Below are 13,613 nucleotides of genomic sequence, written 5' to 3' on the forward strand. Positions count from 1 at the left end.
CTTTCTCACCTGCCGCTTTTTGTTATATCAGCTGTCCAAATAATTCAGAAGGCACATATGCTTTCACTTCGATCCCGTCTTCCCGGTATTCTTCCGAAAGAAGCTGCCCGTATTTTCTGATCATCTGGATTTTACCTGCTTCCTGGTAAGGATATACCTTTTCCAGATACACCTTCTGGTTCCTCAAAATATCGTCCAGAACCGTTAAAAGGCCATCCACTCCCTGCCCCGTTTTCGCCGATATCTTCACCTGATAATCGGCCTTTAAATCTCTTAAAATGACGTCTGACGGTTCCTCATCTATCTTATTAAAGACGGTAACCATTATCTTATCATGAATTCCCAGTTCCTTCAATGTGTCGTAAACAACATACATCTGTATGTCCATCTGCGGGTTGGAACAGTCCACCACATGGAGAATGATGTCGCTGTATTTGGCTTCTTCCAGGGTGCTCTTAAATGCTTCGATCAAATGGTGGGGCAGCTTTCTGATAAACCCTACCGTATCGGTCAAAAGCATCTGCTGGCCGCTGGGCAGCTCCAGATTCCTGGTGGTTGGGTCCAGGGTGGCAAATAATTTGTCCTCCGCCAGAATCCCAGCCCCTGTCAGGTAATTCAACAGCGTGGATTTCCCCGCATTGGTGTAGCCCACAATGGCCGCTACCGGAGTATGGGCTCTGCTCCTCTGCTGCCTGGTCACCTCCCGGTGCCGCTCCACATCCTTTAATTCCGCCTTTAACTGGCTGATCCTCTCATGGATCAGACGGCGGTCCATCTCCAGTTTCTTTTCTCCCGGCCCCCTGGTACCGATTCCCCCGCCCAGACGGGAAAGGGAATTGCGAAGGCCAACCAGCCTGGCCGCCCGGTACTTTAACTGGGCCAGCTCCACCTGGATCTTTCCTTCGCTGGTGGTCGCCCTGGACGCGAAGATGTCCAGGATCACCATGGTCCTGTCCATCACCTTTGTATCCAGTATATTTTCCAGATTGCGCAATTGGGCCGGCGACAGTTCATCGTCACACACCACGCCGGTGGCGTTCAGTTCCCATATGCGCTCTCTCACTTCGTCCAATTTGCCTTTTCCAAGATAGGTGCCGGGATGAACCCGTTCCCTGTTCTGGATGATCTTATCCACAGTCACGGCCCCCGCCGTCTTCACCAGTTCTTCCAGTTCATCCACCGACGCAGCCGTGTCATCCTCATCGCTGACGCTGGCCGCGATCAGGATCACCCTCTCTTCCACTTCCTTTAAATCATATAATTCCGCCATCTTCGCCTCTCAATACCAGTCTGATTATCGTGTTTTCAAAAATGCTATTTCCCGGTCCGCCTGTTCATCCGGACCGTATGTACGGTTGTATGTTTCAAATAATTCCAGCGCCTTTGAAAACTCACCCTTGTATTCATAGGCTGCAGCCTGGTTAAAATACAATTCCGCCAGGCCATCCCCTTCGCCGGCCCTGATCCCCTTCTCAAAATAGGAAATCGCCTGGTCGTAGTCCTCACTGTCCATCATAGAGAGCCCCATCCGGTTATAAACGACCGGATTATCAGCCCCGTCCGCAACAGCCAGGTTGTATAAGGTAACGGCCTCGTCATGGCGTCCCGCCTGGTCTAATGCGGCTCCGAGCGCCAAAAGGGCCTCCTCCGAACCGGCCGCCTGCTTATCCAGCGCGTAGGATTTGGTAAAATCCTCCAGCGCCTGATCCGGCTTCCCGGCCGAAACCAGGCTCAGACAGCGGTAATTCAAATATTCCGGCTTCTCGCCGTCCACTTCAATCAGTATTCCATAGCTGTGGGCCGCAGCCTCGTAATCTTCTGCTTTATATTCTGCCTCAGCCCTGTATTTTAATACATCCAGTTCAAAATCATCCACCATGCCCTTGGAAAGTTCCAGCGCCTGGCCGAAAGAAGCGATGGCTCCTTCATAATCCTGGGAATTCAGCTGCTCGATTCCCGTATCCCTGAATGTATAACGTTCTTTACTCTTGTTCTGACACCCTGTAATCAGTGACATGCTCAGTAACGCTGCCCCCGCCCAAATTACAAACCGTCTCATATCCCCTCAATTCCGCCGCCGTCGGCAGCTTGCTATTCTTTGCCGGTGCTTCCGTGTCCGCCTCTGTCCTCATGGCCCAGACGGTCCGTTTCGATAAATGAGATCGCAGGCTGATGTTCCATAATGCGGAACTGGCAGATGCGGTCATTTACATGAATTTCCGTATCCCGGAGCGCATAAGCCGGGAAAAACCACTGGTCCCCGTCGCCGCAGTAGGATTCATCCACAACGCCCATATGATTGGTCTGAATCACTCCGAAATTCTTAAATGTGCTGCTTCTCGGAACGATATGGGCCTCATAGCCCTTTGGCAGTTCCATGGCGACTCCAAGGGGAATCAGCTTAAAATCCCCTGCCTTCATCTCAATGTCTTCAGCCGCCCGCAGATCAATCCAGTCGGACTTCCCGTCAATGTATCTCAGTCTCTCAATCTTGTCAGTAAAATATTTAATCTTAATGTCAGGCATAATCCAGTTTTCCTTTCAGCTTTCGTGGAGAACAACTTCTCCTGTTAACAGGGATCTCTGTACATCGATCACTCTTTGGTTGGAGCTTCCCTTCCAGTGCAGCTTCGCATCCTTTAACGCTGCCACAAATTCGCCGTCCACCACCACGTCCACTTTGCGGATACATGGCAGGCGGCAGATACTTTCCCATTCATAACCGGTATAGAGCCAGATGGTCTTATTGGGAAACCGTTCGCATATCTCATCAATCAGGACGTTTATATCTTCCCGGTTGTCGGGATGGAGCGGATCGCCTCCGCTCAGGGTAATTCCCGACACATATGATTTTTCCAGTTCTTCAAACAGCTCATCCCTGGCCGCCTGGTCAAAGGGGATTCCCCCTCTGATATCCCAGGTCACCGGATTATGGCATTCTTTGCAGTTATGATTGCATCCCGCCGTCCACAGGACCACCCGAAGGCCGTCCCCGTTGAGCATGTCGTCTTTCGTTATATTATGGTAACGCATAATTACATTGATTTCCTCTCTGCTATCTCTGCCATCTTGGCGTCATTCAGCCTTGTATCTCCTTTTACACGGGAGTAGGAAAGGTATCCGTTCATACGGTCGATTTTGGTTAAATTCCTGCTTCCGCACTTGGGGCACACATCCATATCCAGCTCCTGATGGCCACAGTCGTCACAATACGCCAGGGAGAGGTTCACTCCCTCATAGAAACCGTAATCCATGGCCCTGCGGACCAGGGTTTTGATGGCTTCCTTATTATAATCGATGGGGTATTTGACATACTGGATCTTTCCGCCGTTGCTCAGCTCCCAGAACCGGTACTCCAAATCCTGTTTCTGGATCGGGGTGATGTCCTCCGTCACATGGCAGTGGAATCCGTTGCTCACGTACTCCCGGTCGGAAACATTCTCGATGATGCCGTATTTCTTGCGGAACTGTTTCACCTGAAGGCCGCACAGGTTTTCCGCCGGAGTGGCGTAAATCGCGTACAGGTTGCCGTCCGCCTCTTTAAACTCGTTTATTTTCTTATTAATGTGTTCCAGGGTTTCCAGCGCAAACTGCCCGTCTTCCGCCAGGGACTTTCCGTTGTACAGCCTCTGAAGCTCGTTAAATGCCGTGATCCCAAAGGATGCGGTGGCCGTTTTAAGGAGAGGCTTGATCTTGTCATGGAGCCCCAAATGACCGCCGTAAAAACCGCCTTCACAGTAAGCCAGCGGATTGGTGGACGCCCTCATCTCACCCAGATAAGCATAGGTCCTGATATGGATCTTTCTGATCAGCTCCAGATAATAATCCAGAACTTCGTAGAAATCCCTGCTCTCCTGTCTCGCCTTTGCCAGTATCATCGGCAAATGGAGGCTGACCGCGCCGATGTTGAAACGCCCTACGAATACAGGTACGTCTTTATCATCCGCCGGGTACATCCCTCCCCTTTCATACCAGGGAGAGAGGAACGCCCTGCATCCCATGGGAGAAATGATCTTGCCATACTGTTTATACATGCTGGCGATATAGCCCTTGCCTGTCAGGGACAGCCAGTCAGGATACATGGTTTTGGACGAACATTCAATTCCCGCCTCAAACACATCTTCCAGCTCGCCTCCCGGGCCGTGAAGCTTTTCATCATAGAGGAATACCAGTTTCGGGAAGAGTACCGGTTTTTTGCAGCCTTTCTTTCCCTGTCCCTTCCGTCTGACGTTCAGCATGGTTATGGTTGCCATCTTGGCGAACCGGCTGGTTCCCGTTCCCGCCGTCATGGTGATAAACGGATAATCGCCGCGGCTGGAGGACACGGAATTGAACTTGTATTCCCATCCCTGGAAGCCCTGTTCCATATCCCTCTGCACGTCGTCCCAGGCCACCTGCTCGGCTTTTTCCTGGCTTAGGCCCAGGCTCTGGTACTTATCGATATATTTTTCATAGGAAATCTCCGCGTAAGGAGCCAGGATTTCTTCTACGTTGGGAACAGTAAAACCGCCATACTGCTGGCTGGCGGCGCTAAGTACAATATCTCCGATCACATCAAATGCCACGTCCAGGGTCTTGGGCTCGTTATACCATAAATTACCCATCTCGAATCCGCCTGTCAGCACATTCTTCACATCGAACAGGCAGCAGTTCATGGTATCCCGCCTTGCAGACATATCGTGGATATAGATATATCCCTCCCTGCATGCCTGCAGTTCCTCAACCGTCATAAAAAATTTCTGATATAATGATTTATTTAATTCATTAAAAATAAGGCTTCTCTTGGTGGATACCAGCGCGCTGTCCGTATTGCTGTTTTCCTTATCGCCGATATACATGATGGACTGGCTCTTCTTATAAACTTCATCCAGCATCTGTACAAAATCCTGCTTGTAATTGCGGTAGTCCCGGTAGCTTTTTGCCACCTGCGGATTCACCTTTTCTAACGCCCCCTCCACCAGATTGTGCATCTGTGCGATGGGGATGTATCTCTCATTCAGGGCAGCCGCCTTCTCTTCCACAAACTGGCAGATGAAGTTGATCTCCGCCTGGGTAAATGTTATCATAGCGCGGTTTGCCGACTTATTCACCGCAACGACGACCTTCTGGACATTGAAATCCTCCCTGGTGCCGTCCTTTTTCACCACTTTAATATCACTGCAGTCCAATCCCATTCCTCCTAAAATTCCAATTATCAAAATACCATATATTGTGTTTTTATTATCTTTTTATCTCTATATGGTGTATGAGCTACCCTTAAATGGTAACACTTACCGTCTATGTAGTCAAGGCAGTTTTTCGTTTAAATTTTTCTTTCGTCATCCATCCCCGGCCGGGGCCCATTTTCCGGCCATTCTGCCGGGTTGTTCCCTTCCGCTGATCTGCTGATATCCGGAGCCATTGCTTCTGATTTAATTCCTTAGGGCTCCGGGGCATCCAGCGGCCATTCTGACGTCTCGGGTGCAGCGTCCTCTCCTTCTGCCGTCTCAGATGCTGCATCCTCTCCTTCTGCCGCCTCAGGTGCCGCTTCCTCTCCTTCTGCCGCCTCAGGTGCCGCTTCCTCTCCTTCTGCCGCTTCGGGTGCTGCTTCCTCTCCTTCCACGGACTGGCTATCCCCCAGCCTGAGCTGCAGTTCTTCCTGGACCTCCGCTTTGATCTCCTCTTCCTGTTCCGGGTTCATGGTGGGCAGATCCGTTTTGGATCCCACTCCAAACCGCCTTAAAAATTCCTCAGTGGTCGCAAATAAAGCCGGTCTGCCGGGCGCATCCAGCCTTCCGACTTCATATACCAAGCCGTATTCCACCAGACGGTTAACCGCATGGTCGGAGGTAACGCCTCTGATCTTGGATATCTCCATCTTGGTCACCGGCTGCTTGTACGCAATGATGGACAGGGTTTCCAGCACCACTTCCGTCAGCACCTGTTTCTTAGGAGCCGATGCCACCCGGATCAGGTTTTCATAAAATTCAGCCCTGGTACACATCTGAAAGGCGTCTTCCAGCTCGATAATCTTCATCCCGCCCTTTTGCTTATCGTACCTGGCCGCCAGCTTCTCCACCGCCGCCCTGGCCGTCTTCTCATCCTGGTCTATGGCCACAGCAAGCTGTTTTATCTCCACGGAACGGCCCATGGTAAACAAAACGGCTTCTATGATCGCCTCCCAGTCCGATTCCCGGTAAATGCCCTCTTTTTTTACATTATCATCCATAACACGATCCTATCCTTCAAAATCATCCAGGCCGTCCAAATCAAGCTCTGCCTCTTCACCCTCAGGTTCCAGTGTCTCTATGTACATATCGTCAAAAATGTGTTCCTGAACCAAATGGATCTTGCCGATCTTCATCAGCTCCAGCACCGCCAGAAAAGACACCACCACTTCCAGCTTGTCCGTCTGCCGCTCCAGCATCTGCCGGAAACTGAACTTCCGGTGCTGCCTGGCATAGCTCATCACGGACTTGATCTTCTGTTCCAGGCTCACAGGCTCTTTTTTAATGTTTCCGAACTTGCTTCGCACCGGATCGATCTTGTCTTCCTGCCGTTTCATCACTGACTCGAAAATGGCTTTCAAACGGGCCAGGGTCAGATCGCCCAAAAGCTGGTCCAAATCCACCGGCGGCTCGTACTTGGCAACCTCTTTGGGAATGGTAGGCTGTTTGAACAGCATATGCTGGGCCCCCTCCTCCATCTCCTGAAGTTCCAGGGCCATCATCTTGTACATCTTATATTCCAAAAGCCGCGCCACCAGTTCCGCCCTGGGGTCTTCCTCTTCCCCTTCCTCATCCACCTCAAGAGGCAGCAGCATCCGGGATTTGATATCGATCAGGGTTGCGGCCATCACCAGAAATTCGCTGACCAGATTTAGATCTTCCTTCTCCATATGGCTCACATAATCCAGGTACTGCTCTGTGATCTCCACAATCGGAATATCGTAAATGCTCACTTTATTCTTTTCAATCAGATGAAGAAGCAGATCCAACGGCCCCTCGAACTTTTCCAGCTTATAAGATATACTCATTTCTTCCTCAATTCCCGAAAAAATCGACGGTGTCATCTTCCGGCACCGTCGGTCTAATCTGGTATGTCATTTTCAATAACAGTTCAGACAGATCTGAACTGTTACCATTTTCAGTCATTTCGCATAGGGCTAGTATAGCAGAGTTTCCCTTTTCTGTAAATATGATTCCCATCAAAATATGGATTTATTAGTAAGTTTAACCACTACCACTTGTGGTTTATTATTAATTCTAATATTAATGGAATGAGTTCCCAGTCCGCGGCTTACAATCATATAGCGGCCGTTCCTTTCAAAAAAGCCTGCGCAGCAGGGCAGGAAAAACTGGTACTGGGGCGTCATAACTCCGCCAAGGAGCGGGATCCGTATGGTTCCTCCGTGAAAATGGCCGGCCAGCGAAAGGTCTGCCCCCCACGCACAATAGGTCTTATGGTACAGCGGGGAATGGGCCAAAAGGATTTGAAACCGGTCTTTGGAAGCCCGGCCCAGGCGTTTTGTCAGATATTCTTTCTTCATCTTCCTGACATAGAATTTCTTATAAAATTCCTCCCCGATTTCCACGGCGCTGACCGCAATATCATCTCCCACCAGCACAGTTTCATCCTCCAGATAATGAACTCCCGCCTTTATAAGCCTGTTCTTATATTCATCATACTGGTTTCCGTAGATTTTCCTCTCCCGGTTCATCCTGCACTCATGGTTGCCATTGCCGCAGTAAACCGGATACCGTGCGGCCAGGGCGCAGATCAGGTGAAGAGCTGTCTCCACCTCCCGCCTGCCTTTGCACACCATCATATCCCCGCCGACTAAAATCCCATCCGGCCTTATCCCATCAATCGCCCGGATCAGATCCTCATTTCCTTTTCCAAATGAATTGCTATGTAAATCCGAAAGGAATACAAAGGTTTTGCCGGATGTAATTTTATCTGAATGAATGGTAAATTCTTCCGTTACAAAATGTTTCCGTTCATAGGCGGACCGCGCTAAAAACGCCGCCCCGCCGACAGCACATACTATGCCCGCGATGATTATGCCCACGCTGTCAATCCTTTTCCTTTCCTGAAATTATTAGTCCCCTGTTTGAATGCAGCAATGCAAACGGCGGGAAAATTGATAAAGAAAGCAGCGTCAAGCCCGCTTGCAAGCAGCTTTCTTTATCAATTTTCCCATCGAAGGAACATCCGATGCTTCCTGGCCGGTTTTTCCGGTCAAGAAGACGAGCCGTCTGTACTGTTTTGTTGAGTTACACCTTATCCAGGTTACGTTTTATCCGGGTTGCGTTTTAACCAGGGTTACCTTTTATCCGGGGTTACGCCTTATCCGGGTTACGCCTTATCCGGGTTACGCCTGTGGCGGAACCACAACGATTCACTTTAGACCTTCTATTTTGCCAATTTTGTATAAGGAGCCAGTTCCAAGCGGATAAAATATCCCTGTTCATGTCTGCATACCGGACATGCGGCCGGCGCTTTCGGCCCCTGATAAACATAACCGCAGTTTAAACACATCCAGCCGGTTGAAACATCCGACACAAAAAGCTGGTTCTTTTCCATCAGGTCTGCAAACAGGTTAAACCGGTCGCCATGAGTTTTCTCTATCTCTGCGATCATATAAAATGTATTGGCTATCTGAGAGAATCCCTCATCTTTCGCAATATCGCCGAACATCCGGTAAACGGGATCGTATTCTTCATATTCATTGTGTCTTGCGGCCTTTAACAAATCCACTGTCTTATCGAATAAATCCACCGGATATCCCCCATCCACATGAATGGTATCCCCGGCCACTTCCTTCAGATAATTATAATAGATCTCCGCATGTTCTTTTTCCTGGCCCGCCGTAAACTGGAACACAGCTTCGATGACCGGAAGCCCTTCCTTTTTCGCTGCCGATGCCGCAAAGGTATAACGGTTTCTCGCCTGGCTCTCGCCCGCGAAGGCCCTCATTAGATTTTTAACCGTCTCGCTGTTTCTCAAATCTGCCATAGAAAATCCTCCTGTTATTGATTATGATTTTCTATATACTATCCCCGGCATGTTGAAAATTATACCAGTTTTTCCTTATTTCCGCATCAGAATAATGAACAAAAATAAACGCTCTTCCCGTCTTACTTTTGATTTTTAAATACAGGGTCCGCCGGATATCCTCCCACGATCTTCTGCATGGTTCTCTGAACCGCATCCTTGGATTCCTTCCAGTCCGCATCCTGGTTCCTGTAATCAAATTTTTCGATGAACCAGTCAATATCTCCCTGTACCCGGGCCAGATTCTTTTCCGTCAGTTCAAAGAGCACCGGATACCAACGCTCCTTCTCCTTTTCCCCCAGCCCTTCTTCACAAACTTCAATCAGATCCGCAAAATGATGGATGCAGAATCCCTTTGACTGTCTGATCAGATCCAAAAATTCCTCGTCCTTTTTTGCCAGATAAACGAAGGTATCCAGCATGCGCCGGTATGTATCATTTACCCGCCCGCACACATAGCAGTGATCTTCCTGGCCCCTGATCCAGGAAGTAATTCCATTGCCTGTGCCCTCATTTTTCTTAATTTTTCCGAAAAATGAAGGTTTTGAAGGCGCAAATCCGTCCATCTCCTTTTTCAGATGTTTTCTCAGATATTCCATCCTGCTCTTTAAAATCCATGCATTTCCCAGGGAATTGCCATAGTCAAACATAATCTTCGTATGTTTCCTGCAAAAGCCCTGCTTGTCCGTCAAATCACGGATATCGCTTTCCATATAAGAGGAGCCCAGCACAAACTCCACCGCCTCCTGCTCCAGCTTCCGCTCCAGGTAACAGAACGGGCATTCGTCTCCTGATTTTACAGCGTCCATCAATTCAATTGTATATAATTTCTCTTTCATTCCGCTTATCTCCCAACTTCTTGCTCATATTTTCCATCATACCCGCTAACCGAAGCCCCCGTCAAGTATAACTTATCCCAAATAATCAATCGGTATTTCGCCCCATTTTTCCGTAATTACCAATATTATCCATTTATGGATAATATACATTTTTGGATAATATCGCTTTAATGAACTTATATCATACTTGAAAAATGCTTTCCGTCAGGCACACTCCGGCACAGCAGCAAACCCCAATATTGACAGCGTTCATTCCTTTGACATGGGAATGTTTTAAAATGGAGGACATCATGATCACTTACGACAACTTATGGACAACAATGAAGATCAAACGCATCACGCAATACCGGCTGATCCGGTACTACGGAATCAGCGCCGGACAGATCGGGCGGCTGAAAAAGAACAAGTACATATCAACTCATACGGTTGAGGTTTTGTGCGCAATCCTGCACTGCTCGGTACGTGAAGTTATGGAATACCGCCCGGATCCACAGCCGGACCTTCAGCCGGATACACAACCGGATCAACTGCTGGATACACGGCCGGATACACCGCTGGATACATCGCTGGACGCACAACTGGATACACCGCTGGACGCACAACTGGATACACCGCCGGACACACAACTGGATACACCGACGGACACACAACTGGATACACCGACGGACACACCGCTGGACACACCGACGGACACACAACTGGATACACCGACGGACACACCGCTGGACACACAACTGGATACACCGACGGACACACCGCTGGACACACCGACGGATCAATTGCTGGATACAAAGCTGGCCCCACGGCTGAATACGCAGTTAGACCCATTACTGGATACACAGCCAGAACCACTGCTGAATACACAGTTGGACACACAGCAGCCGCTGCAAATAGGTAATACTGAATTCTCCAAAAATCAACGTAAGAAATCTGTAAAGAAATGAATGACCAAACCTCGTAATCTCATGATATAATAAAAAACGGATATGAATTTCGATTGATCAGGAGATTGAACCAATGAAAAAATGGAAGTCTTTTCTTATTATATGCATGAGTTTTACATTGATCTGCAATTCTGCTGCCTACGCGGACGAACCTGCAGTCACGGAACCTGTAGTCGCCGCAGAAGGCGCGGTCCTGTTAAATGCCGGCACAGGGGAGGTATTATTTGAAAAAAACGGCAATACCAGATTTTATCCTGCCAGCATCACGAAACTGATGACCGCTCTTCTTACACTGGAAAACTGCGGACTGACCGACACGGTAACATTTTCTTCCACGGCAACCACCAATATGGAAGCCGGAAGCGTTTCCCTGAAAATTACAGAAGGGGACAAGCTTTCTGTGAAAGACTGCCTTTACGGCCTTCTTTTAAAGTCGGCAAATGAAATTGGAAACGGCCTGGCCGAGCACATTGCCGGAAGCAACAAGAATTTTGCAGATATGATGAACAGCAGGGCCAAAGCCCTGGGCTGTACCAATACCAATTTTGCCAATCCACATGGCCTTAACAATTCCAATCACTATACCACACCTTATGATATGGCGCTGATCGCCAGGGAAGCATTTAAAAATCCTACGCTCTGCCAGATCACCACCACGACGACGTACAAATTCCCGGCGACTAAGCTGGCCGGAGAACGCACGATCTCCATGGGACATAAGATGGTTTATGAAAGCGATTCCAGGTATTATCCGGGGATTGTCGGTGGAAAAACCGGTTATACCTCCCTGGCAGGCAATACCTTAGTCACTTGTGTAGAACAAAACGGCGTCCGCCTGATTGTAGTCATTATGAAGAGCAAATCCACCCATTATGCGGATACGAAGGCTCTTTTAGAATACGGATTTGCAAAGGTGAAAACCGGAACAGCCGGGCAGCCGGGGGTAAACCAGCCGGGTACAAGCCAGTCCGGATCGAACCAGCCAGGTACAAGCCAGTCCGGATCAAACCAGCCAGGATCAAACCAGCCGGGTACAAGCCAGTCCGGATCAAACCAGCCGGGTACAAGCCAGCCAGGATCAAACCAGCCGGGTACAAGCCAGTCTGGATCAGGCCAGCCAGGATCAGACCAGTCCGGATCCTCAGTCAGCATAACATCCAACGGACCGGGGCAGACCATTACAACAGCCCAGTCTCCCTCCGCTCCCGGCCAGCAGCCTGAAACGGGTCAATCTGAAATTAAAATTGGATGGCAGCAGGACCACACGGGATGGTACTATATCAAAGAAGATGGCAGCAAGGCAGCAAATGAATGGCTGACGCTCGAAAATATTACATACTGGTTTGATTCCAACCAGTATATGGCCACAGGGTGGCGTCAGTACAACAACGGCGCCTGGTATTATTTTAAACCCAGCGGCGCAATGGCATCCAGCTATTGGCAGAAAGACGGTGATTTGTGGTTTTATTTGGGGGCCGACGGCGTTATGATGAAAAATACAGTAACCCCTGACGGATACCATTTGGACGACCGGGGTGTCTGGATACAATAAATAGAATGGAATGATTCTTTAACGATTAACAGACATGGGAGACAGTGATGAATACTATAAATCAGGACATAACCCTTGATATTGACGGAATGGGGATCGTGCTCTATTCACCCGGAGCAGTAAAAGACATTCCCATTTCCTATAATTTTTTGATGCAGGAGTTTAACCGGCCGGAAGATATCGGAAAACATATCCGAAAAGGGGATGTCACAGCTTTTTGTACCGGCTCACCGGGAAGATATTGTTTAAAATTCCGGGATGGTTATCCCGGCCTCCAAATGTCGGAAGACTATCCCATAGCCATACGGTTAGGAATCCAGGTAAGCGGCGGAAAGATTCATATAATTGATTTATTCTGGCTCATGGATTTTGATCCCCAATGCCCCCAGGAGCAGACCTTGGACATCGCTGACGGCTATTATCATATTACGGCCCTTACGAAAAAGCCCGTATCCGGGAGATGGGGTGATAATCAAATCATCTACATCTACCTGAATGAACTGCCGGAAATGCCGGAATTAACCTGGAACGGCGCGCCTATGCTGTTCAAAGATTAAATTTCATAAACTTTGAAACTTTTTATCCTCCAGTCACGACTAATAGTTGTAAAACAAAAGACTGGAGGATTTTTATTTATGAAAAAACAAATTGTATTAATCACTGCTATGGTATTCACAATCTCAGTTCTGGTATCCGGATGCAGTCAGAAAAAAGCCGTGGATACGACTGCTGCTGCTGTAACAACAAGTTTCTCACCCGAAACAGATTCTCAAAAAGAAGTCGCGGTTTCACCGTCAGAAGAATCCGAATCACATAATGAGAATCTGGACGCTGCTGAACTACAGAAATTCGCTGAAAACGTACAGGACATTATATCCAAAAAGGATCTCAGTGCTCTGGCTGATCTCTGTGATTACCCGCTTTTCTTAAATGGAGAAGAAATAGCGGACAAAGAAGCTTTCTTAAAACTGGATGCAGACAAATTCTTTTCCCAGGAACTGCAAAAATCAATCTCAGAGGCCGATCCTTCATCCCTGGAGATCTTCGGCGCAGGGGCCGCATTGGGTGACAGCCAGACGGTTTTTATCAATGAAATCAATGGGAAATTGGGAATTACCAGTATTACGACAGAATAATTGGGATTTAAGTGAGAAAGATACGCAGAAAAGCGGGAGGAGGCGGCGGACAGACGGCCGGATTTTTGGAAGGGGCCAGGCCGAGGGGCATCCGTCGGGGATGAAA

14 protein-coding genes are annotated in these 13,613 nt (G+C 48.7%); 4 read left to right on the plus strand and 10 right to left on the minus strand.

Annotation, left to right across the window (positions count from 1 at the left end; genetic code table 11):
- Nucleotides 1–22: 22 nt before the first annotated feature.
- The 10 genes from hflX to GPL15_RS00505 all read right to left on the minus strand — a co-directional run bounded on the left by hflX (nt 23) and on the right by GPL15_RS00505 (nt 9,875).
- On the minus strand, nt 23–1,270 hold the full coding sequence (hflX, locus tag GPL15_RS00460) for a GTPase HflX (protein ID WP_215695054.1): 1,248 nt from the start codon (nt 1,268–1,270) through the stop codon (nt 23–25).
- A 24-nt stretch (nt 1,271–1,294) separates the two neighbouring features.
- Nucleotides 1,295–2,059 (minus strand): tetratricopeptide repeat protein, encoded by a 765-nt coding sequence (locus GPL15_RS00465; protein ID WP_215695055.1) that lies wholly within the window; start codon nt 2,057–2,059, stop codon nt 1,295–1,297.
- A gap of 32 nt (nt 2,060–2,091) precedes the next feature.
- Nucleotides 2,092–2,526, minus strand: coding sequence for a dUTP diphosphatase (locus GPL15_RS00470; protein ID WP_215695056.1), 435 nt, complete (start codon nt 2,524–2,526; stop codon nt 2,092–2,094).
- 15 nt (nt 2,527–2,541) lie between these two features.
- Complete coding sequence (gene nrdG / locus GPL15_RS00475) at nt 2,542–3,033, minus strand: anaerobic ribonucleoside-triphosphate reductase activating protein (RefSeq protein ID WP_215695057.1); 492 nt, start codon at nt 3,031–3,033, stop codon at nt 2,542–2,544.
- A 2-nt stretch (nt 3,034–3,035) separates the two neighbouring features.
- Nucleotides 3,036–5,168, minus strand: a complete 2,133-nt coding sequence (gene nrdD / locus GPL15_RS00480) for an anaerobic ribonucleoside-triphosphate reductase (protein ID WP_215695058.1) — start codon at nt 5,166–5,168, stop codon at nt 3,036–3,038.
- Between the two features lie 251 nt (nt 5,169–5,419).
- Nucleotides 5,420–6,208 carry an SMC-Scp complex subunit ScpB gene (gene scpB, locus GPL15_RS00485; RefSeq protein WP_215695059.1) on the minus strand — a complete coding sequence of 263 codons (789 nt, stop codon included), beginning with the start codon at nt 6,206–6,208 and terminating at the stop codon, nt 5,420–5,422.
- A 9-nt stretch (nt 6,209–6,217) separates the two neighbouring features.
- Entirely contained in the window at nt 6,218–7,015 is a 798-nt protein-coding gene (locus GPL15_RS00490; protein ID WP_215695060.1) for a segregation/condensation protein A, read from the minus strand.
- Nucleotides 7,016–7,186: 171 nt separating this feature from the next.
- Entirely contained in the window at nt 7,187–8,050 is an 864-nt protein-coding gene (locus tag GPL15_RS00495) for a metallophosphoesterase (RefSeq protein WP_346344873.1), read from the minus strand.
- A 344-nt stretch (nt 8,051–8,394) separates the two neighbouring features.
- Nucleotides 8,395–8,997, minus strand: coding sequence for a rubrerythrin (gene rbr, locus GPL15_RS00500; RefSeq protein ID WP_215695061.1), 603 nt, complete (start codon nt 8,995–8,997; stop codon nt 8,395–8,397).
- Nucleotides 8,998–9,119: 122 nt separating this feature from the next.
- Nucleotides 9,120–9,875 carry a DUF6062 family protein gene (locus tag GPL15_RS00505; protein WP_215695062.1) on the minus strand — a complete coding sequence of 252 codons (756 nt, stop codon included), beginning with the start codon at nt 9,873–9,875 and terminating at the stop codon, nt 9,120–9,122.
- A gap of 290 nt (nt 9,876–10,165) precedes the next feature.
- On the opposite strand from GPL15_RS00505, the gene GPL15_RS00510 reads away from it, so the two are divergent.
- From GPL15_RS00510 to GPL15_RS00525, 4 genes are all read left to right on the plus strand, one after another.
- On the plus strand, nt 10,166–10,819 hold the full coding sequence (locus GPL15_RS00510) for a helix-turn-helix transcriptional regulator (protein ID WP_215695063.1): 654 nt from the start codon (nt 10,166–10,168) through the stop codon (nt 10,817–10,819).
- A gap of 73 nt (nt 10,820–10,892) precedes the next feature.
- Nucleotides 10,893–12,371, plus strand: a complete 1,479-nt coding sequence (locus GPL15_RS00515) for a D-alanyl-D-alanine carboxypeptidase family protein (RefSeq protein ID WP_215695064.1) — start codon at nt 10,893–10,895, stop codon at nt 12,369–12,371.
- Nucleotides 12,372–12,418: 47 nt separating this feature from the next.
- A complete protein-coding gene (locus tag GPL15_RS00520; protein ID WP_215695065.1) occupies nt 12,419–12,928 on the plus strand; it encodes a hypothetical protein in 510 nt (169 codons plus the stop codon).
- 78 nt (nt 12,929–13,006) lie between these two features.
- Nucleotides 13,007–13,507 (plus strand): hypothetical protein, encoded by a 501-nt coding sequence (locus tag GPL15_RS00525; RefSeq protein WP_215695066.1) that lies wholly within the window; start codon nt 13,007–13,009, stop codon nt 13,505–13,507.
- Nucleotides 13,508–13,613 lie beyond the last annotated feature (106 nt).

The organism is Clostridium sp. MCC353, assembly GCF_018785315.1.
GTDB lineage: Bacteria > Bacillota > Clostridia > Lachnospirales > Lachnospiraceae > CHH4-2.